The organism is Sphingomonas sp. Leaf357, from assembly GCF_001423845.1.
Lineage (GTDB): Bacteria > Pseudomonadota > Alphaproteobacteria > Sphingomonadales > Sphingomonadaceae > Sphingomonas.
In genome coordinates, this window is the sequence record NZ_LMPM01000001.1 from 70,791 (window position 1) to 90,799 (window position 20,009).

A 20,009-nucleotide genomic window follows, 5' to 3' on the forward strand; every position below is an offset into this window, starting at 1 on the left:
GATCGTGGCCGGTCCGCATCGCAGCCCGTACCGGTCGAACGGCTGGGCCGAATCGGCGCAGGCGTGGATCGCCGACATGGGCGATGCCGGGGATTTCGGGCGCCGCTTCGTGCTCGATCCGCCGATGCTGGCACGGGTACGCGGGCGGGGTTTCGGCACCGCGCTGGACGTCGGCTGCGGCGAGGGGCGGTTCTGCCGGATGCTGGCAAAGGAAGGGATCGCGACGACGGGGATCGATCCGGTCCCGGCGCTGATCGAGCATGCGCGCGGGCGGCATCCCGGCGGCGACTATCGCGTCGGCAGGGCGGAGGCGCTGGATTTCCCCGATGCGTCGTTCGATCTGGTCGTCAGCTACCTGTCGCTGATCGACATTCCCGATGTGGCAACGGCGATCGCGGAAATGGCGCGCGTGCTGCGGCCGGGAGGCACGCTGCTGATCGCCAATCTCAACAGCTTCAACACCGCAGGCATGCCGGGCGGATGGGAAACCGATTTCAGCGGGCGGGTGCGCTATTCGATCGACCATTATCTCGACGAACGGGTCGATTGGGCGAGCTGGCGCGGCATCCGCATCCAGAACTGGCACCGGCCGTTATCGACCTATATGGGGCTTCTGCTCGAGCGGGGCCTGACATTGACGCATTTCGCGGAACCGGCGCCGATCGGCGGGGACGAGAAGCAGGTCGCGCGGTATCGGCGCGTGCCGTGGTTCCTGATCATGGAGTGGCGGAAGGGCGCTGGATAATGCCCCGCCTCCGTTCGCCCTGAGCTTGGCGAAGGGCATGCGCGGCGCTTGGGCTTCGACCGGTTCAGCCCGAACGGGGTTGCAGGTTCAACGCAGCAGTTTGCGGATGAAACCGATGATGCCGGTCTGGCGCGAACGCTTGATCCGTTCCGCCGCGAGGATCGTCTTCACGTTGCCGAAGCATTCCTCGACGTCGTCGTTGACCATGACGTAATCATAGCCGTCCCAATGGCTGACCTCGTTCGCGGCGCGATCCATCCGGGCGTTGATCACATCCATCGAATCGGTCGCGCGCTTTTCCAGGCGGTCGCGCAGGATCGGCATCGAGGGCGGCAGGATGAACACGCGGACCACGTCGCCACCAGCGAGCTGGTGCAATTGCTGCGCGCCCTGCCAATCGATGTCGAACAGGATATCCTTGCCCTGTTCCAGAACGTTCCAAACCTGCGCCTTGGGCGTGCCGTAGCGATGGTTGAAGACGTGCGCCCATTCGAGGAATTCGTGGTTCGCCACCATCTCGCGAAAAGTTTCGAGATCGACGAAATGATAGTCCTTGCCATCGACCTCGCCCGGACGCGGCGGGCGCGTAGTATAGGACACCGACATGCTGAGTTCGGGTTCGGCCGCGAGCAGCTTGCGTGCGATGGTCGATTTGCCCGCGCCCGAGGGCGAAGACAGCACGAAGAGCACGCCACGGCGCTTGAAGCCGTGGGGATCTTCCTGGTCGATCGGTTTTGCGGAATCCGGCATGGGCGCTAGTGGCGGCGTGATGGGGCGCGCGTCAACCCATGCACGCCCCTGCCCGCCAACAAAACCACGTCGCGGACTGCCTGGAGTCAGATCGGCGTCTTCGCCGCACGGTGACGATCATAAGCCTTTTTCGCGACATAAGCGCCGCCGAGTGCCAGACCGAACGGCCCGAGACGGGGGATCAGCCGGCTCGCGATCATACCGATCGCGGCACCCTTCAGCCCGCCATTGCCGTCGCGACGATCAATCTCGCCGCCGATAAGTGCTCCAAGAATACCACGAATCATGCCTTCTCTCCCTGAATTCCGCCAAACACCTTGGCCTTGAGTTCGGTCGCGCCGCGCAGCACGGCCCAGCCGACCGCATAGGTGACGACCAAAGGCAGCGTCACCTTCAGCACATTGGCAACGATCGCGCCCTTGATCGCGCCGTCCGCCGCACCGTCGTCGCCACTCATCGAATCGATCGCGCCGCCAATCAGCGCGCCTATGGTCGTTGCACCCATGATATGACGTCCTCCGCTTGCGGGAGCATAGCGCGCGAGGCGGTGTGGAGTTCCGTTGCTTGCTCCTCCCCGGCACGGGGAGGTGGCACGCGCAGCGTGACGGAGGGGTAGGCCGGCAACGGAGCGTTTGGGGAGAGCCCCCTCCACCACCAGCCTGAAGAGGCTTGCGACTGCCACCTCCCCGTGCCGGGGAGGATCAGGTCATGTCTTCCGGGCGGACCAACCGATCGAACGTCGCTTCATCGACCAGCCCGAGTGCCAGCCCGGATTCCTTCAACGTCAGCCCTTCGGCATGCGCGTGCTTGGCGATCTTGGCGGCGTTGTCGTAGCCGATTTCGGGCGCGAGCGCAGTCACCAGCATCAGCGAGCGCGCGACGAGATCGGCGATGCGCGCGCGATCCGGTTCGAGGCCGTCGACGCAGCGTTCCGCGAAACTCTCCATGCCGACGGACAGCAGATCGATCGAGCGGAGCACCGCCGCGCCGATCAGCGGTTTGAACACGTTGAGTTCGAGATGCCCCTGCATCCCGCCGACGGTGACGGCGGTGTGATTGCCGATCACCTGCGCGGCGACCATCGTCAGCATCTCGCACTGCGTGGGGTTGACCTTGCCCGGCATGATCGAACTGCCAGGCTCGTTCTCCGGCAGATGCAGTTCGCCGATGCCGGAGCGCGGGCCGCTGCCGAGCAGGCGGATGTCGTTGGCGATTTTCGTGAGCGAGACGGCGAGGCCGTTCAGCCGGCCGGAGAAATCGACGAGAGTGTCGTGGCTGGCCAGCGCCTCGAACTTGTTGGGCGCGGTCAAGAACCGGAAACCGGCGAGATCGGAGACGGCGGCGGCGAAATCCTCGGCGAACCCGTCCGGCGCGTTGAGGCCGGTGCCTACCGCCGTGCCGCCCTGTGCGAGCCTGCTCAGGCCATGTTCGATCAGTGGCAGCAGGCGCGTGCGGGCGAGGCGGATCTGCGCGTAATAGCCGGAAAATTCCTGCCCCAGCGTCAGCGGCGTCGCGTCCTGCAGGTGCGTGCGGCCGATCTTCACGATATCGCCCCACGCCTGCACCTTGGCGAGCAGGCTGGCCTCCAGCGTTTCCAGCGCGGGGACGAGGCGGCGGGAGGCGGCGAGCGCGGCGGCGACATGGAGCGCGGTCGGGAAGCTGTCGTTGGACGACTGGCTCATATTGACGTGATCGTTGGGGTGGACGGGCGATTTTCCGCCGCGCTTGCCGGTGAGGATCTCGTTGGCGCGACCGGCGATCACCTCGTTGACGTTCATGTTGCTCTGCGTACCGCTGCCGGTCTGCCAGATGACCAGCGGGAAATGATCGTCGAGCGTGCCCGACGCGACTTCGGCGGCGGCGGTCTCGATCGCATCGGCGAGATTTCCGTCGAGGCCGTGGCGGCGGTTCACGCGGGCGGCGGCCTGTTTCACGAGCGCGAGCGCGTGGACGATGGCGATCGGCATGCGTTCGTGCGCGCCGAATGGGAAGTTCTCGATCGAGCGCTGGGTCTGCGCGGCCCAATAGGCCTGGGCGGGGACGTCTATCGGGCCGAACGAGTCGGTTTCGATGCGGGTTTCCTGGGACACAAAACCTCCGTTCGCCCTGAGCCTGTCGACGGGCCGTTCCGTCTCACCTAGGTAAGGAAGAACGGTGCTTCGACAAGCTCAGCACGAACGGGGTGAGGGCAAAGCCCCTTTACTTCTTTCTTTTGAAATCCACCGCCACGACGTTCGATCCGTCCTCGACCGGTACCGCGGTCGGGCCGTCATTCTCGGCTTCGTCGTGCGGATCGGGGCCGTCCGGGCCTTCCTGCGCCTGGAAGCGGAGTTCGAAATTCACGCTCGGATCGTGGAAGCCGGTGACGGACGAATAGGGAATCACCAGCTTCGAGGGCACCTGGTTGAAGCTGAGGCCGATCGAGAAGCGCTCGTTGTCGACGACCAGATCCCAATAGCGATTCTGCATCACGATGGTCATCTCGTCCGGAAACCGCTCGATCAGGCGCTGCGGGATGTCGACGCCGGGTGCCTGGGTCTTGAAGGTGATGTAGAAATGATGGTCGCCGGGCAGGCCGCCGTTTTCCGCGACCGATCCGAGCACGCGGCCGACCACGGCGCGCAACGCTTCCTGGACGATCTCGTCATAGGGAATCAGGCTGTCGGGCATTCCATCGCTCATGGCCCCTTGGGTAGCGGGATTGGGGAGCGGGTCAAGATTGCCATCTCAATTGCGCTGGCCGAACGAGCCGCTATGGAGGCGCGGACATGCGCATCGCCTCCATCAGCCGCCGCACCAGCGAGACCAGCATCGACGTGACCGTCAATCTGGACGGGACCGGGATCTACGAGGTTTCGACCGGGATCGGCTTCTTCGATCACATGCTCGAACAGCTTTCCCGCCACGGGTTGATCGACCTGAGCGTGAAGACGGTGGGCGACCTGCATATCGACCAGCACCACACGGTCGAGGATACCGGGCTGGCGATCGGCGAATGCGTGGCCAGGGCGCTGGGCGAGAAGCGCGGCATCCGCCGCTACGCCGACGCGCTGTCGCCGATGGACGAGACGCTGACCCGCGTCGCGATCGACATTTCCGGGCGGCCGTATCTGGTGTGGAAGACCGAATTCTCGCAGAAGAAACTGGGCGAGATGGACACCGAGATGTTCGAGCATTTCTTCCATTCGTTCGCACAGACCGCCGGCGTGACGCTGCACATCGAGACGCTGTACGGGCAGAACAACCACCATATCGCCGAGGCCGCGTTCAAGGGCCTCGCGCGGGCGCTGCGCACGGCGGTGGAGATCGATCCGCGCAAGGCCGACGCGATCCCCAGCACCAAAGGCGTGTTGTAGAATGGAGCGGCCCGACGCCCCCCTGTGCGCGATCGTGCTAACCTATGTCGTGCCGCTCGATCAGATCGATGCCCGCATGAAGGCGCATGTCGCGTGGCTGGAACAGGGCTATGATGCCGGGCTGTTCCTCGCTTCCGGGCGGCGGACCCCGCGCATCGGCGGGGTGATCCTGTGCCGCGGTGCCAAGGCCGAGGCCGAGGCTCTCGTCGCCACCGATCCGTTCGTGGCGAGCGGGGCCGCGACGGCTGAGGTGATCGCCTTCACCGCAAGCATGGCGGCGGACGGATTTTCCGCGCTGCTGGCATGAATATCGCGCTGATCGATTACGGCGCGGGCAATCTCCATTCGGTCCACAACGCCCTGCGCGCGGCGGGGGCGAGCGGCATTGCCATCACCGCCGACGCGGATGTGGTGGCGAAGGCCGACCGGATCGTGCTGCCCGGCGTGGGCGCGTTCGGTGCCTGCGCCGCCGCATTGCGCGTGGTGCCGGGGATGATCGAGGCGCTGGAGTCGCGCGTGCGGGGGGACGGCGCGCCGTTCCTCGGCATCTGTGTCGGCATGCAATTAATGGCCGAGACGGGCGAGGAGCATGGCGTTCACGCCGGGCTCGGCTGGATGAAGGGTACGGTGGCGCTGCTGGATCGGAAGTTGGCGAAGGTGCCGCACATGGGGTGGAACGACGTTGTTCCAACATCCGATAACCCTCTGATACTGCAGGGAGAAGCGTATTTCCTGCACTCTTATGCGTATCGCGGAGAGGATGTCATAGCGACGACCGATCATGACGGCGAAATCACCGCCGCGATCGGGCGCGACACCATGATCGGCGTGCAGTTCCACCCCGAAAAGAGCCAGCGCTACGGCCTCGCGCTGCTGGAAAGGTTTCTCGCATGGCGTCCCTGATCGTGTTTCCCGCCATCGACCTGAAGGGCGGGCAGGTCGTGCGGCTGGCCGAGGGCGATATGGACCGCGCGACCGTCTATGGCGACGATCCGGCGGCGCAGGCGATGCTCTTCGCGGGCCAAGGCGCGGAGTATCTGCACGTCGTCGATCTCGACGGGGCGTTCGCGGGCAAATCGGTGAACGGCGAGGCGGTGGCGAGCATCGTCGCGCAGTTTCCGGGCCATGTGCAGCTGGGCGGCGGGATCCGCGACCGGGCGGGGATCGAGCGGTGGTTCGATCTCGGCGTGTCACGCGTGGTGATCGGCACGGCGGCGCTGGAGCATCCGGAGCTGGTGCGCGCGGCGGCGAAGGATTTCCCCGGCGGGATCGTCGTCGCGGTGGACGCAAAGGACGGCATGGTCGCGACGCGCGGCTGGGCCGATGTCTCGAGCGTCGAAGTGATCGACATGGCGCGGCGCTTCGAGGATGCGGGGGTCGCCAGCCTGTTGTTCACCGATGTCGGCCGGGACGGGATGCTCAAGGGGTGCAACGTCGAGGCGACGGTGGATCTGGCGCGCAGCGTGCGGATCCCGGTGATCGCGAGCGGCGGCGTGAAGGGGATCGGCGAGATCCACGTATTGGCGCTGCATGCCCATGACGGCGTCGAGGGCGTGATCACCGGGCGGGCATTGTATGACGGTCGGCTGGATCTGGCGGCGGCATTGAGCGTGGCGGCGGCGGCGTGATCTACCCCCCTCATGGCTCGCGCAATGAGCAGCCTGCCATATTCCCCTCCCCCAGCCCCTTCCGCAAGCGGGAGGGGGATTTGACCGTCCGGGCCCGCGTCATCCCCTGTCTCGACGTGGCGAACGGGCGCGTCGTGAAGGGCGTGAACTTCGTCGATCTGAAGGACGCCGGCGATCCCGTCGAGCAGGCGCGCGCCTATGACGCGGCGGGGGCGGACGAATTGTGCTTCCTCGACATCACCGCCAGCCACGAGGCGCGCGGCACGATCCTGGACGTCGTGCGTCGGACGGCGGAGGTGTGCTTCATGCCGGTGACGGTCGGCGGCGGGGTGCGCAGCGCGGACGATGCGCGCGCGCTGCTGCTGGCCGGCGCGGACAAGGTGGCGGTGAATTCCGCCGCGGTCGCTCGGCCGGAACTGGTGGCTGAGATCGCCGATCGCTTCGGCAGCCAGTGCTGCGTCGCCTCGGTCGATGCGCGACGCACCGCCGGCGGCTGGGAAGTGTTCACGCATGGCGGGCGGCGCGCGACGGGGATCGATGCGGTCGAGCACGCGCTGAACCTCGTACGGCTGGGGGCGGGCGAATTGCTGGTAACGTCGATGGACCGGGACGGGACGCGCGGCGGATACGACCTCGACCTGATCCGCACGATCGCCGACCGGGTCGCGGTGCCGGTGGTCGCGTCGGGCGGGGTCGGGGGCTTGGGCGATCTGGTCGCCGGCGTGATCGACGGGCACGCCAGCGCGGTGCTGGCGGCGAGCATCTTCCATTTCGGCGAAGCGAGCATCGCCGATGCGCATGCCGCGCTGGCGGCGGCCGGGGTGCCGGTGCGCCGGCCGGTTTCGCAATAATCGTCATGCTGAACTTGTTCAGCATCCAGGCGCGGTCACCGGATCCAACGACCATGTCGGTTTGGCGGATGACCGCGCCTGGATCCTGAAACGAGTTCAGGATGACGGGAAATTAACGGCAACGCGCTATTCTCTTCCGATGCGCGCGCTGCTCCTCCCCCTGCTCACCCTCCCCACCGCGCTGGCCGCTACGCCGCATAGCGGGGTGATCCACACGCGCAGCATGCCGGAATTGTCGGATATCGCCTTGTTCGTGATGGCGGCGGCCGGGGTGTGGATCGTGCGGCGGGCGATGCGCCGGCGCTTCGCGAAAACGCGCCCAGACAGACCCCGGCATTGACCTTCCCGACCCCTTGCGCCAGCGAAGGCGCATGGCCGACGATATCCTGACGACGCTCGAAGCGACGATCCGCGACCGGCGCGGGGCCGACCCGGCGACGTCCTACACCGCCAAGCTGTTCGCGCGCGGGCGCGCCAAGATCGCGCAGAAATTGGGCGAGGAGGCGGTGGAAACCGTGATCGCCGCCGTCAGCGACGATCGCGCCGAACTGACCAAGGAAGCGGCGGACCTCGTCTTTCACCTGCTCGTGTTGCTCGCCGATGCGGATCTCGGCCTGGACGACGTGCGCGCCGAGATCGCGCGGCGCGAAGGCGTGTCGGGGATCGACGAAAAGGCGGGGCGGCAATCTTAATCTCCCCTCCCGCTTGCGGGAGGGGTCGGGGGAGGGCATGTAAATGATCGCCGCGTCGGGACAATGGGACAGGCCCTCCCCTAACCCCTCCCGCAAGCGGCAGGGGGACTAATGCCGATCGACGCCACCAAGCCGTATGACGACCAGAACATCTTCGCGAAGATCCTGCGCGGAGAGATCCCGTCGCAGCGCGTTTACGAGGACGAATGGGCGGTCGCGTTCCACGACATCAACGCGCAGGCGCCGATCCACATCCTGGTGATCCCGCGCGGCGCCTATGTCTCGTGGGACGATTTCTCGGCCAGGGCATCCGAGGCGGAGATCGCCGGCTTCATCCGCGCGGTCGGCAAGGTGGCGCGCGATGCCGGGCTGGTCGTGCCGGGATACCGCCTGCTCGCCAACACCGGGCGGCAATCGGGCCAGGAAGTGGCGCACCTCCACGTCCATATCCTGGCCGGGCAACCGCTGGGCCCGATGCTGGTCAAGCGCTAGCGGATCAGGGTTTTTCACTCCGTTCGTTTCGAGCGCAGTCGAGAAACCGCGACCGGACACGTATGGCGGTTTCTCGACTTCGCTCGAAACGAACGGGTGGATAAGGAGGTGCCGGCGCACCGGCCCAGCCTACAGCGGCCCGCCGATAAGGGATTGCACGTCTTCGATTTGTCATTAGGCTCCGCGCCATAATTAGGATGCCGCCTCGGGGTCGGGGCGGCGAAGGGGACAAGCGATAATGGCGACACAGCCCACGACGGGTATCCTCTCGCGCATGTTGCTCCGCAAGACGGTGGAGCAGGTGCAGCGCGAGACGGAGAAGAGCGAACTCAAGCGTACTTTGGGCGCGTGGAACCTGGTGTTCCTCGGCATCGGCTGCATCATCGGCGCGGGCATCTTCGTCCGCACCGGCAGCGCGGCGTCGCTGCATGCCGGCCCGGCCGTGCTGATCTCGTTCGTCATCGCCGGCATCGTCTGCGGCTTGGCCGGCCTGTGCTACGCCGAACTGTCCTCGACCCTGCCGGTGTCCGGATCGGCCTATACCTACAGCTACACCACGATCGGCGAATTCGCCGCGTGGATCATGGGCGCGCTGCTGCTGCTCGAATACGGGCTGGCCGCATCGGTCGTCGCGGTCGGCTGGGCAGGCTATGTCGTCAGCCTGCTCAGGGATTTCGGCCTCGTCATCCCGGTCGAGCTGACCGGTCCGACCGGGCACAGCGTGATGCAGGCGGCGGGCAACGATCTGGTCCCCGTACTCGTCAACGGCGCGCCGGTGACATACCTGTTCAACCTGCCCGCCTTCCTGATCTGCATGGCGATGACCGCCCTGCTGGTGGTCGGCGTGTCGGAGAGCGCGAAGGTCAACAACTTCATCGTCGCTGTGAAGCTGACGGTGATCATCGCCTTCATCCTGATCTGCGGCGGTTTCGTGATCGCGCATTTCGATACGCTGAAGTCCAACTGGGACCCGTTCATCCCGGCGGCGACCGGTGAGGACGGCAAGTTCGGCTGGGGCGGCATCCTGCGCGCCGCGTCGATCGTGTTCTTCGCCTATATCGGGTTCGAGGCGGTCTCGACCGCCGGGCAGGAAGCCAAGGATCCGAAGAAGGACATGCCGATCGGTCTGCTCGGGTCGCTAGCGGCCTGCACGGTGATCTACATCCTCGTGTCGATCGTGATGACGCTGATCGTCAACTACAAGACGCTGAACGTGCCGGATCCCGTCGCCGTCGCGGTCGATGCGCTGGGGCCGCAATGGGCGTGGTTCGCCAAGCTGGTGAAGGCCGGCGCGATCGTCGGCCTGACCTCCGTCGTATTGGTGCTGATGTACGGCCAGACGCGCATCTTCTACACGATGGCGCGCGACGGCCTGCTGCCGCGCGTGTTCGCCACCGTCCATCAGAAGTTCAAGACGCCGTGGGTCAACACGATCCTGGTCGGCCTGATCACCGCGGTGGCGGCGGCGTTCTTCGACATCAACACTTTGGGCGACATGACCTCGGTCGGCACGCTGGCGGCGTTCGCGATCGTCTGCCTGTCGGTCATCTGGCTGCGCAAGACGCATCCGGAGATCCCGCGCGGGTTCAAGGTGCCGCTGTTCCCGGTCCTGCCGGGCCTCGGCATCGTCGCCTGTATCGCGCTGATCTTCACGGTCGAGTATCGCGTGCTGGTGTTCTTCGGCTGGTACACGCTGGGGGCGATCGTGTTGTATTTCGCCTACGGCATGCGCCACAGCCGGCTGGCCAAGGGGCTGGACGAGGAAGATGGCCCGGAGATGGGCGAATATGTCGCGCCGGTGAAGCACTGATCCAAGGCGGGCGTTGCGAATGAAGAAGGGGCCGGGAAGTGATTCCCGGCCCCTTCTTTATGTCGTCACCCCGGCGAAGGCCGGGGCCGCTGCGCAATCGGCAATCGCCTGCCCCGCATCCGGCGGCCCCGGCATTCGCCGGGGCGACGAGGGTTCAGTCGATCTTTGCGGCCAGCGCCTTCAGGTCCACCTGCGGGCGGGCACCGACATGGCTGATGATCTCCGCGGCGCACAACGCACCAAGCTTCAGCGATTGTTCGATGCTCTTGCCGCTCGCTTGGCCGGAGAGAAAACCGGCGGCGAACAGGTCGCCCGCCCCGGTCGTGTCGACGACGCGCTCGACCGGCGCGGCGGGGACGGAGGTCGTCTTGCCGCCGGAGACCGCGATCGCGCCCTTTTCGCTGCGCGTGACGACCAGCATCGGCACGTCCGCCGCCGCCGCCGCGACCGCGGCGTCGAAATCCTCGATCTCCATCAGCGCGAGGATCTCGGCCTCGTTGGCGAACATGATGTCGATCAGGCCATCGGCCATCAACTTGCGGAAATCACCGCCGTGGCGCGAGATGCAGAACACGTCGCTGAGCGTGAAGGCGACCTTGCGGCCGGCCTTGCGCGACACCTCGATCGCGGCACGCATCGCGGCGCGCGGCTCCTCGGGATCCCAGAGATAGCCTTCGAGATACAGGATCGCGGCATCGGCGATCAGCGCGTGATCGAGTGCCGCCTCGGGCAGGTATTGCGACGCGCCCAGGAAGGTGTTCATCGTGCGCTGCCCGTCGGGCGTGACGAAGATCAGGCAGCGTGCGGTGGTCGGCTCGCCATCGCGCGCGGCGGTGCCGAAGGCGACGCCCATCGCGCGGATGTCGTGCGCGAAGACATCGCCGAGCTGATCCTTCGCGACCTGGCCGATGAAACCGCATTTGCCGCCCAAGGCCGCGATGCCGGCGACGGTGTTCGCCGCCGAACCGCCCGACGCCTCGATCCCCGGACCCATCTTGGCGTAGAGCGCATCCGCGTCCTCGGGCGAGAACATCAGCTGCATCGAGCCCTTGGCCATGCCTTCCGAGGTGATGAAGGCATCGTCGCACTGCGACAGGACATCGACGATGGCGTTGCCGATGGCGACGACGTCGTAAGTTGGGGTGGTCAAGGTGCGCGCTCCTGAGCGGAATTGGGATGACCGCGCACTAGGGGGCGGCGCGCGTCGACGCAACTATGCGGCACCCCGCCCCCAGCCCCGTCCGTGCCGAGCCTGTCGAAGCACTGCCTGCCTTCTACCCGCAGGCGAAGACAGGACAGCCCTTCGACAGGCTCAGGGCGGACGGTGTTGGAGGTGATCGCTTCCCGTCTCAAAACCCTCTAAACCCTCACCATGATCCAGGCGCTCTACCTTTCCATCGCGCAGCTCGGCGACCGGCGCTTCGTCGCGGTGTTCCTGAAATCGCTATTGCTGACCGTCATACTGCTCGCGGTGCTGGGGGTGGGCGGCTGGTTCGGGATGCTGTGGCTGATCGCGTGGTCGGGCGCGGGGGAGACGGTGTACGACTTCGCCGGCGTGGTGGCGGCGATCCTCGCGCTGATCGCGGCGGGCGTGCTGTTCCGCGCGGTGGCGATGCTGGTGATCGGGCTGTTCGCCGACGAGATCGTGCTGGCCGTGGAAGCGAAACATTATCCTGACAGGCTCGCCGCCGCGCGCCCCGTGGCGATCGGGCGATCGATCGCGATGGGCCTGGGATCGGCGGGACGCTTCCTGATCGTCAACATCGCGCTGTCGCCGATCTATCTGCTGCTGCTGTTCACCGGGGTCGGCCCGGCGATCCTGTTCTTCGTCGTCAACGGCTGGCTGCTGGGGCGCGATCTGGGCGACATGGTCGCGGTGCGCCACGTCGCGGCGGCCGACCTGAAGGCGTGGCGCGGATCGACCGCGATCAGCCGTTTCGTGCTCGGGCTGATCGGCACCGGACTGTTCGTGCTGCCCATCGTCAACCTCGCCGCACCGGTTATAGTGGCGGCGATGGCCACGCACTGGTTCCATATGGGCTTCCATCAGAGATTTCGGGGGGAACGGACGTGAAGCGCGCGATGCTTGTATTGCTGCCAGGGCTGGCGCTCGCCGGGTGCGCGTCCGGCGGATCCGCCCCGCGCCCGGCCCGCGCCGCGCCGGTGCCGATCCCGACCGGCACGTTCGGCCTGGAAGGCGTGATCGGGCAGAACGCCCGCGGGCTGGTCGCGCGCTTCGGCACGCCGACCGCCGACCTGATGGAGGGCAATGCGCGCAAGCTGCAGTTCAGCAGCGCGACCTGCGTGCTGGACGCGTATCTCTACCCCAAGGGATCGGCCGAACCGGTGGTCACCTATCTCGACACGCGGCAGGGCGATGGCAGCCCGGTGGACCGGGCGAGTTGTGTTTCGGCGCTGGCGATGCGGGCGCGCAACGGGAAGTGAGGGTGCGGACGAGGTAAATCACCTCCGTCATCCTCGCGGAGGCGAGGATCCCGCTTCTTCCACTTGGTGCGGGGCAAGGCAGCGGGATCCCGGATCGAGTCCGGGATGACGGGGGTGGCTAAGTCTTAGCACAGTCGCGCCAAGGCCCACTGCGCCGCCTCGCGAATCACCGGCGACGGATCGTCCAGCAATCGCGACACGGGCGCGACCAACGCCGCCGATCCGCTATTGCCGGCCGCGATCAGGCAGTTGCGCACCATGCGGTCGCGACCGATGCGCTTGATCGGGGAGCCGGCGAAGACCTGGCGAAAGCCCGCATCGTCCAAGGCCAGCAGGTCCACCAGATCCGGCGCGGCGAGTTCGGCGCGCGGCGCGAAGGCGAGGTTGGCGCTGGCCGAGGCGGCGAACTTGTTCCACGGGCACACCGCGAGGCAATCGTCGCAGCCATAGATGCGGTTGCCGATCGCAGCGCGGAATTCGTGCGGGATCGGCCCGGCATGTTCGATCGTCAGGTAGGAAATGCAGCGTCGCGCATCGAGGCGGTAAGGCGCGGGGAACGCATCGGTCGGGCAGGCGCGCTGGCACGCGTCGCAACTGCCGCACGTATCGCTGCCCGGCACGTCCGGCGCGAGATCGAGCGTGGTGTAGATCGCGCCGAGAAACAGCCAGCTGCCATGATCGCGACTGACGAGATTGGTGTGCTTGCCCTGCCAGCCCAGCCCCGCCGCCTCTGACAAGGGCTTTTCCATCACCGGCGCGGTATCGACGAACACCTTCAGGTCGGACGGAATCTCCGCGACCAGCCAGCGGGCCAGCGCCTTCAGGTTGCGCTTCACAACGTCGTGATAATCGCCGCCCTGCGCATAGACCGAGATGCGCCCGATTTCCCCCTCGCCCGCCAGCGCGAGTGGATCGGTGGCGGGCGCGTAGCTCATGCCGAGCGCGATGACCGAGCGCACCTCGGGCCACAGAGCGGCGGGGGATTCGCGGTGATGGGCGCGCTCCTCCATCCAGATCATGTCGCCATGCCGCCCCTCGGACAGCCACTGGCGCAGGCGGGCGGCGGTCTGCGGCGCGGCATCGGCGCGCGCCACACCGCACGCGACGAAGCCGAATTCCATGGCTTTCGCCTTCAGGCGGTCAGTGAGTGGCTTGTCTTGCGGCACATCGCCCCGCTACCACGGACCGTGATTTCAGGGGAATTTTCGTTGACGAGCGAACTGGCGATCAGCGCGACCGGGCTGATCAAGAATTTCGGCGGGCGGCGCGTGGTCGACGGGGTCGATATCGCGGTGCCGAAGGGGACGATCTACGGCGTGCTCGGGCCGAACGGCGCGGGCAAGACGACGACGTTGCGCATGCTGCTGGGGATCATCGAGCCGGACGGGGGGAGCCGGACGCTGCTCGGCCATGATCGTCCGCGCGAGGCGAGCGACCGGGTCGGCTATCTGCCCGAGGAACGCGGCCTGTATCCGGCGATGAAGGCCAAGGATGCGATCGCATTCCTCGGCGCGCTGCGCGGGCTGGACCTGAAGACCGGGCGCAAGCGCGCGGTGGAATTGCTCGAGGCGGCGGGGCTCGGCCATGCGGTCGACACCAAGATCCGCAAGCTGTCGAAGGGCATGGCGCAATTGGTGCAGTTGCTGGGATCGGTGGTGCACCGGCCCGACCTGCTGGTGCTGGACGAACCGTTTTCCGGGCTGGACCCGGTCAATCAGGAGCGGCTGGAGGCGCTGATCCTGGCCGAGCGCGACCGGGGCGCGACGATCCTGTTCTCGACGCACGTGATGGCGCATGCGGAACGGCTGTGCGATCGCCTCGCGATCATCGCCGGGGGCAAGCGCCGGTTCGAGGGCACGGTGGCCGACGCGCGCGGCACGCTGCCGCTGCGCGCGCATTACGTGCCGCGCAGCGACGGGGAAGGTATCGCGGCGCTGCTGCCGGCCGATGCGGCGCGCGGCAGCAACGGCTGGACCTTCACCGTGCCGGACGACGGGGCGGAAGGGATCCTGAAGACGTTGATCGACGCCGGGTTCGGCATTTCCGGCCTGTCGATCGAGCGACCGGGGCTGCACGACGCGTTCGTGCGGATCGTCGGCGCGGATGCGCTGGACGACGAGGCGCGCACGCTGGAGGACGCGGCATGAGCACCAGCAACACCCGCCGCCTGATCCGCCAGACGCTGACCATCGCGCGGCGCGATTTCATCGCCACGGTGTTCACGCCGACCTTCCTGATCTTCCTGTTCGCGCCGCTGATCATGGGATCGTTCGGCGCGATCGGCGGGCTGGGCGCGGCGACCGTCGCCTCGGGTTCCGAGGGCAAGGAACGGATCGTCGCGATCGTCCCACCCGAACAGGCGACAGTGATGAAGGCGGTCGACGAGCGCATGCGCCGCGTGTTCCGCGGGCGCGACGAGAGCCCGCCGCCGCTGACCACCGAGACGCCCGACGCCGATCCGGCGGCCAAGGCGCGCGCCGAATTGCAGGCCAAGGATTACGACGTCGCCTCGGTCCTGTACGGGCCGCTCGACAAACCGTCGATCCTGTACGGCGCGCAAGGATCGCGCACCGCCGATTACCTCGCCGAACTGGCCGAGCAGACGCTGCGGGTCGGCCGCATCGGTGACGCCGCACCGCTGAGCCAAGCGACCAAGCACTCGATCGTCCGCGCCAAGGCCTCGATCGGCGGCAAGAACCAGGCGGCGTTCTTCACCGTGTTCGGCATCTTCTTCCTGACCCTGCTGCTGGCGGGCCAGGCGGTCGGCACGATGGCGGAGGAACGCAGCAACAAGGTGATCGAGGTGCTGGCCGCCGCGGTGCCGCTCGAATCGGTGTTCCTCGGCAAGCTGCTCGGCATGTTCGGCGTGGCGGTGCTGTTCGTCGCCTTCTGGGGAACATTGGTGAGCCAGATCAGCACGCTGATGCCGCCGACGATGGCCGCGGGCCTCGCCAATATCGGCCCGGCGGTGGGCATGCCGGCCTATATCGTCCTGTTCTTCGCCTATTTCACGATGGCGTATCTGCTGCTCGGCGCGGTGTTCCTGAGCGTCGGCGCGCAGGCCTCGACGATGCGCGAGATCCAGATGCTGTCGCTGCCGATCACGATCGTGCAGGTGGCGATGTTCGGGCTCGCCTCGGTCGCGGCGTCGCGGCCGGGCAGCGCGGTGGCGACGTTCGCCGAATGGTTCCCGCTCTCCTCCCCCTTCGCGATGGCGGCGCGCGCGGCGAACGCGCCGGAGGTGTGGCCGCATGTGCTGGCGCTGGCGTGGCAGTTGCTGTGGGTCGGCATCGTCATCACGATCGGTGCGCGCGCATTCCGGCGCGGGGTGCTGCAGTCGGGATCGGGCAAGCTGAACCTGAAGGCGCTGTTCGGGCGCTGATATTCCCTCTCCCGTCGGGAGAGGGGCGAACAATCACTATTGACCTTAGTGTCAGTTAGCGCTCCACTCTCTTCAAAATATCGGAGAGGCAGGATGGCGACTTTACTCAAGGACGCGGCCGAAGGGCCGGCGGTCGATCCGCTGGATGTCAGCCGTGCGGAATTGTACCGCGACGACACCTGGCACGCGCCGTTCCGCACGCTGCGCGCAACCGCGCCGGTGCACCGCGTCGAGCATAGCGATTACGGGCCCTATTGGTCGATCTCGTCCTACAAGCCGATCGTCGAAATCGAATCGCTGCCCGACATCTATTCCTCGCAGGCCGGCGGCATCACCATCGCCGACTTCATCGAGCGCGACGATGCGGTGAAGATGCCGATGTTCATCGCGATGGACCGGCCCAAGCATACCGGCCAGCGCCGCACCGTCGCCCCCGCCTTCACGCCATCGGAAATGGTGCGGATGAGCGACGACATCCGGCGGCGCACCGCCGAGATCCTCGATTCGCTGCCTTGGGGGCAGGAGTTCGACTGGGTCGATACCGTCGCGATCGAACTGACCACGCAGATGCTGGCGATCCTGTTCGACTTTCCATGGGAGGACCGGCGCAAGCTGACCTTCTGGTCGGATTGGGCGGGCGATATCGAACTGGCCAAGGACGAGACGAAGCGCGCCGAACGGCTCGGCTATATGTACGAATGCGGCGGCTATTTCCAGAAACTGTGGGACCAGAAGGTCGGCCAGCCGCCGACGCCGGACCTTATCAGCATGATGCTCCATTCGGACGCGATGCGCGAAATGGATCACCTCGAATTCCTCGGCAATCTCATCCTGCTGATCGTCGGCGGCAACGATACGACGCGCAACACGATGAGCGGCCTCGCCTACGGACTCGACAAATTCCCCGATGCGCGCGCGCAACTGGAGGGCGATCCGTCGCTGATCGGCAACAGCGTGCAGGAGCTGATCCGCTGGCAGACGCCGCTAGCGCACATGCGCCGCACGGCGACGCGCGATGCCGAGCTGATGGGGCACGAGATCGCGGCCGGCGACAAGTTGATCATGTGGTATCTCTCGGCCAATCGCGACGAGAGCGTGTTCGAGGATGCCGACCGGATCATGGTCGATCGTCCGAATGCGCGGCGGCATCTGGCGTTCGGGCACGGCATCCATCGCTGCGTCGGCGCGCGGCTGGCGGAATTGCAGATCGCGACTTTGCTGGAGGAGATGGCGAAGCGGCGGATGCGCGTGAACGTGGTGGCCGAGCCGGAGCGCGTCGCGCAATGCTTCGTCCATGGCTACAAGACATTGCCGGTTGAGATCAGCCGCTATTGAGCGCGGCGGCGGCGCGCTTCGGACGGGCGCCGGCGATCCAGCCGGCCCAGCTCAACCCCGCGCCGACCGCCAGCGTGGCGAGCACCACGACGATCACCGGTACGCGGCCGAACGCCAGGAATGCGTTCTGCCAGGCGGAGGTGTAGCCGACGCTGTCGAACAAGATCTGTTGGGCCACGATCACGGCACCGGCGACCAGGAACGGCCGGCCGTGGCGCGGTGCGGTGGCATAGAGCCACACGGTGATCGCGATACCCACCACGCTCGCCCAGCGGACGCCCCAGGCGAAGAGGTGGAAATCCTGCGGGCCGTGGATCGCGAGCGGCGGGACCAGATGGTTCAGCACGCGGCCGACGATCGGCATGATCAGCGGCAGCGGCGTGGCGAGCAGATAGCGGGCATGCAGTTGCACGCTGCGGCGATGCTTCAACGCCTGATGATAGAGATAGCCGAGCAGCACGACCGACGAACTGTCCATGATGCCGAGCCGCGCGCCATAGGTCTGATAGAACAGCTCCCCGTTCAGCGTGGCCGAGGCCATGCTCGAAACGACCGCCGCACCGCCGGCGAGGAACAGCGGAAAGACCGCGAGGCTCGCCATGCCAAGCGACCGGTGCAGCGCGAAGCGTCGATCGTGGATCGTCCAGCTTTGCAGCGCGAGCAGGAACAGCCACAGCGTCGCGGTGATGCCGTGGAAGTGAAAGCCCCAGGGCGATGTCGACAGGATCGAGAAATAGGTCGGCCAGAAGGCCAGGACCGTCAATGCGATCAGCGCGAGTATATAAAGATGAGCGTGACGAAACGGCATGACCGGCCCCCTCCCACCGACTTCGACTTGAAGACGACATCAAGGCCCCCGCCCTGTACTTGCAGGGTGCGACGCGGGCGGATCGGAGTCAATCGCGCGACGCGCGACGCCGGTTTCCGCATCTCGAAATCCCGTCGCCGCGTACCTATGTCGCAGCGGCCAACGATCGGATGTCACATGCCCCATAATCGACGCACTTTCCTCACCCTGGCCGGCTCCGGTGCCGCCGCCTTCGCGCTGTTCGGCTGTCGCGGGGCCACGGCCGCGCAGGAAAAGTTCGAAGTGACGATGAGCGACGCGCAGTGGAAGGCGAAGCTGTCCCCCGCCGCCTATCAGGTGCTGCGGCATGAAGACACCGAGCGACCGTTCAGCAGCCCGCTGAACGACGAGCATCGCGCGGGCATCTTCTCCTGCGCCGGATGCGCGCTCCCGGCCTTTTCGTCGAAGACCAAGTTCGACAGCGGCACCGGCTGGCCGAGCTTCTGGCAGCCCTTGCCCAACGCCGTGCGCTCGCGCGAGGACGGATCGCTGGGGATGAGCCGGACGGAGGTGCATTGCCGCCGCTGTGGCGGGCATCTCGGCCATGTGTTCGACGACGGGCCGAAGCCGACCGGCAAGCGCTATTGCATGAACGGCGTGGCGATGACGTTCCGGCCGGGGACGGCATAGGCCGCCACATCAACCCCCTCCCTTCAGGGGAGGAGCTTGGGGTTAGAACGCCACCCGATCGACCAGCGACAGGATGCCGACATTGCCGTCGCCGTTCGACGCCATCGTCACCGGCGGCAGCGTGTCGGCCTTGGGCGCAGTGCCCGAATAGATGAAGCCGTTGGCGGCATAGGCGGTGGTGCCGAGATCGCCGGTGCCGGCATACCAGACCTTGACCATGCTCCAGTCGCCCTTGGCGGAGACATCGACCGCGCGCACGTCGTGTTCGATGCCGCCGCGACGCGACCAATTGGCGTGGGTTAGCAGCACTTCGCGGTCGCTGACCACGCCCGAGACCATCGCGACATGGCCGAGGCGCATGCGGCCGCTCGACTGGAAGCTGAGGACCGCGCCGACCTTCGGCGTGTTGCCGCGCTCGTAGCGGCCGGCGGCCTGGCTCCACCAGGTGTTGGCATTGCCGTGGATATCGATGCCGGAGATCGTGCGGGCATAGGGTGCGCACTGCCAGAACTGCGCGCTGGCAGGCGTGGCCGTCATCAGGACGCACGATAACACCAGCGCAAAACGCGCTGCCAAAGCCCGAAAATTCATTGAAACCCCCTCAGGTCCCGCTCAACTCGTGAGCGTCTGTAAGCAGGTCTTTAGGACGGTTAAAACCCCGCCGGGCAGCGACAGGGAACCTTTCAGGACGAAGTGAGTTTGCCGCACGATGAACGCCCCGAGGAACGCCCGATGGGCGACATCGGCGCGGTCAGATGACGTATTCGACCGTCATCATCTGCGTGACATCGGCGCGTTTCGCGGCGCGCTTGGCCAGCATTTCCTTGTGCAGCGCGAACACCGTATCGCTTCCCGCGGTCTTCCAAGCGAAGGGCAGCCAAGCATGCGTCGCGCAGCGCAGGCCGCCCCAGATCATGCGCAGACCGAAGCTGGACGCGACCTGGAAATGCTCGCCGAAGCTCTCGCCGACCGATTCGGGGTGATCGAGGAACAGGCGGCGGAACATGGCGAAACCTCTCTGGCTGGGGCTGGAGGACGATATCACA

The 20,009-nt window shown here is 66.5% G+C and carries 26 protein-coding genes; 16 read left to right on the top strand and 10 right to left on the bottom strand.

Translation table 11 applies throughout. The features are described 5' to 3' along the window. Window positions 1–4 precede the first annotated feature (4 nt). On the top strand, window positions 5–745 hold the full coding sequence (locus ASG11_RS00390) for a class I SAM-dependent methyltransferase (protein ID WP_236697331.1): 741 nt from the start codon (window positions 5–7) through the stop codon (window positions 743–745). Window positions 746–832: 87 nt separating this feature from the next. On the opposite strand, the gene gmk is transcribed toward ASG11_RS00390, so the two are convergent. From gmk to ASG11_RS00415, 5 genes are all read right to left on the bottom strand, one after another. After that, complete coding sequence (gmk, locus tag ASG11_RS00395) at window positions 833–1,495, bottom strand: guanylate kinase (protein WP_055773911.1); 663 nt, start codon at window positions 1,493–1,495, stop codon at window positions 833–835. An 86-nt stretch (window positions 1,496–1,581) separates the two neighbouring features. Then, on the bottom strand, window positions 1,582–1,782 hold the full coding sequence (locus ASG11_RS00400) for a hypothetical protein (RefSeq protein ID WP_055773912.1): 201 nt from the start codon (window positions 1,780–1,782) through the stop codon (window positions 1,582–1,584). Beyond that, window positions 1,779–2,000: a hypothetical protein gene (locus ASG11_RS00405; protein ID WP_055773914.1), complete on the bottom strand. Its 222-nt coding sequence runs from the start codon at window positions 1,998–2,000 to the stop codon at window positions 1,779–1,781. Before ASG11_RS00405 ends, ASG11_RS00400 begins: the two co-directional genes overlap by 4 nt. 196 nt (window positions 2,001–2,196) lie before the next feature. Next, window positions 2,197–3,585, bottom strand: a complete 1,389-nt coding sequence (gene fumC / locus ASG11_RS00410; protein ID WP_055773916.1) for a class II fumarate hydratase — start codon at window positions 3,583–3,585, stop codon at window positions 2,197–2,199. 109 nt (window positions 3,586–3,694) lie between these two features. Continuing rightward, the gene (locus ASG11_RS00415) at window positions 3,695–4,177 is read right to left on the bottom strand and encodes an SspB family protein (RefSeq protein WP_055773918.1); all 483 of its coding nucleotides are present in this window, start codon (window positions 4,175–4,177) and stop codon (window positions 3,695–3,697) included. Window positions 4,178–4,263: 86 nt separating this feature from the next. On the opposite strand from ASG11_RS00415, the gene hisB reads away from it, so the two are divergent. The 9 genes from hisB (at window position 4,264) to ASG11_RS00460 (ending at window position 10,324) form a co-directional block, all read left to right on the top strand. Then, entirely contained in the window at window positions 4,264–4,851 is a 588-nt protein-coding gene (gene hisB / locus ASG11_RS00420; RefSeq protein WP_055773920.1) for an imidazoleglycerol-phosphate dehydratase HisB, read from the top strand. 1 nt (window position 4,852) lies between these two features. Beyond that, a complete protein-coding gene (locus ASG11_RS00425; protein WP_055773922.1) occupies window positions 4,853–5,158 on the top strand; it encodes a YciI family protein in 306 nt (101 codons plus the stop codon). Then, on the top strand, window positions 5,155–5,754 hold the full coding sequence (hisH, locus tag ASG11_RS00430) for an imidazole glycerol phosphate synthase subunit HisH (RefSeq protein ID WP_055773924.1): 600 nt from the start codon (window positions 5,155–5,157) through the stop codon (window positions 5,752–5,754). Before ASG11_RS00425 ends, hisH begins: the two co-directional genes overlap by 4 nt. Next, complete coding sequence (hisA, locus tag ASG11_RS00435; protein ID WP_055773926.1) at window positions 5,742–6,479, top strand: 1-(5-phosphoribosyl)-5-[(5-phosphoribosylamino)methylideneamino]imidazole-4-carboxamide isomerase; 738 nt, start codon at window positions 5,742–5,744, stop codon at window positions 6,477–6,479. The genes hisH and hisA overlap by 13 nt, the downstream gene beginning before the upstream one ends. A gap of 80 nt (window positions 6,480–6,559) precedes the next feature. Further along, a complete protein-coding gene (gene hisF / locus ASG11_RS00440; protein WP_055773928.1) occupies window positions 6,560–7,330 on the top strand; it encodes an imidazole glycerol phosphate synthase subunit HisF in 771 nt (256 codons plus the stop codon). Between the two features lie 139 nt (window positions 7,331–7,469). Next, entirely contained in the window at window positions 7,470–7,670 is a 201-nt protein-coding gene (locus ASG11_RS00445; protein WP_055773930.1) for a hypothetical protein, read from the top strand. A 31-nt stretch (window positions 7,671–7,701) separates the two neighbouring features. Next, a complete protein-coding gene (locus tag ASG11_RS00450; protein WP_055773931.1) occupies window positions 7,702–8,022 on the top strand; it encodes a phosphoribosyl-ATP diphosphatase in 321 nt (106 codons plus the stop codon). A 111-nt stretch (window positions 8,023–8,133) separates the two neighbouring features. Further along, complete coding sequence (locus tag ASG11_RS00455; protein ID WP_055773932.1) at window positions 8,134–8,514, top strand: histidine triad nucleotide-binding protein; 381 nt, start codon at window positions 8,134–8,136, stop codon at window positions 8,512–8,514. Between the two features lie 238 nt (window positions 8,515–8,752). Beyond that, window positions 8,753–10,324, top strand: coding sequence for an amino acid permease (locus tag ASG11_RS00460; RefSeq protein WP_055773935.1), 1,572 nt, complete (start codon window positions 8,753–8,755; stop codon window positions 10,322–10,324). A gap of 154 nt (window positions 10,325–10,478) precedes the next feature. Here ASG11_RS00460 and ASG11_RS00465 read toward each other — a convergent pair whose 3' ends face one another. Beyond that, window positions 10,479–11,474 carry an adenosine kinase gene (locus tag ASG11_RS00465; protein WP_055773937.1) on the bottom strand — a complete coding sequence of 332 codons (996 nt, stop codon included), beginning with the start codon at window positions 11,472–11,474 and terminating at the stop codon, window positions 10,479–10,481. 222 nt (window positions 11,475–11,696) lie between these two features. Between ASG11_RS00465 and ASG11_RS00470 the strand changes: the two genes are divergently transcribed. After that, the gene (locus tag ASG11_RS00470; protein WP_055773939.1) at window positions 11,697–12,398 is read left to right on the top strand and encodes an EI24 domain-containing protein; all 702 of its coding nucleotides are present in this window, start codon (window positions 11,697–11,699) and stop codon (window positions 12,396–12,398) included. Beyond that, window positions 12,395–12,769, top strand: a complete 375-nt coding sequence (locus ASG11_RS00475; protein ID WP_330218883.1) for a hypothetical protein — start codon at window positions 12,395–12,397, stop codon at window positions 12,767–12,769. Before ASG11_RS00470 ends, ASG11_RS00475 begins: the two co-directional genes overlap by 4 nt. Window positions 12,770–12,894: 125 nt before the next feature. On the opposite strand, the gene queG is transcribed toward ASG11_RS00475, so the two are convergent. Beyond that, window positions 12,895–13,935 carry a tRNA epoxyqueuosine(34) reductase QueG gene (queG, locus tag ASG11_RS00480; RefSeq protein WP_269083360.1) on the bottom strand — a complete coding sequence of 347 codons (1,041 nt, stop codon included), beginning with the start codon at window positions 13,933–13,935 and terminating at the stop codon, window positions 12,895–12,897. Window positions 13,936–13,977: 42 nt separating this feature from the next. Here queG and ASG11_RS00485 point away from each other — a divergent pair, with 42 nt between their 5' ends. From ASG11_RS00485 to ASG11_RS00495, 3 genes are all read left to right on the top strand, one after another. Further along, window positions 13,978–14,916: an ABC transporter ATP-binding protein gene (locus tag ASG11_RS00485; RefSeq protein ID WP_156363596.1), complete on the top strand. Its 939-nt coding sequence runs from the start codon at window positions 13,978–13,980 to the stop codon at window positions 14,914–14,916. Beyond that, window positions 14,913–16,151 carry an ABC transporter permease gene (locus ASG11_RS00490; protein WP_055773940.1) on the top strand — a complete coding sequence of 413 codons (1,239 nt, stop codon included), beginning with the start codon at window positions 14,913–14,915 and terminating at the stop codon, window positions 16,149–16,151. Before ASG11_RS00485 ends, ASG11_RS00490 begins: the two co-directional genes overlap by 4 nt. Window positions 16,152–16,244: 93 nt before the next feature. Continuing rightward, entirely contained in the window at window positions 16,245–17,486 is a 1,242-nt protein-coding gene (locus tag ASG11_RS00495) for a cytochrome P450 (RefSeq protein WP_055773942.1), read from the top strand. Here the strand turns inward: ASG11_RS00495 and ASG11_RS00500 are convergent. Further along, window positions 17,473–18,294 (bottom strand): hypothetical protein, encoded by an 822-nt coding sequence (locus ASG11_RS00500; protein ID WP_055773944.1) that lies wholly within the window; start codon window positions 18,292–18,294, stop codon window positions 17,473–17,475. The genes ASG11_RS00495 and ASG11_RS00500 overlap by 14 nt on opposite strands. A gap of 177 nt (window positions 18,295–18,471) precedes the next feature. On the opposite strand from ASG11_RS00500, the gene msrB reads away from it, so the two are divergent. Further along, window positions 18,472–18,963: a peptide-methionine (R)-S-oxide reductase MsrB gene (msrB, locus tag ASG11_RS00505; protein ID WP_082472511.1), complete on the top strand. Its 492-nt coding sequence runs from the start codon at window positions 18,472–18,474 to the stop codon at window positions 18,961–18,963. Between the two features lie 42 nt (window positions 18,964–19,005). On the opposite strand, the gene ASG11_RS00510 is transcribed toward msrB, so the two are convergent. Next, complete coding sequence (locus ASG11_RS00510; protein WP_055773949.1) at window positions 19,006–19,554, bottom strand: CHAP domain-containing protein; 549 nt, start codon at window positions 19,552–19,554, stop codon at window positions 19,006–19,008. Window positions 19,555–19,714: 160 nt separating this feature from the next. After that, window positions 19,715–19,969 carry a DUF6356 family protein gene (locus tag ASG11_RS00515; protein ID WP_055773951.1) on the bottom strand — a complete coding sequence of 85 codons (255 nt, stop codon included), beginning with the start codon at window positions 19,967–19,969 and terminating at the stop codon, window positions 19,715–19,717. Between the last annotated feature and the right edge of the window lie 40 nt (window positions 19,970–20,009).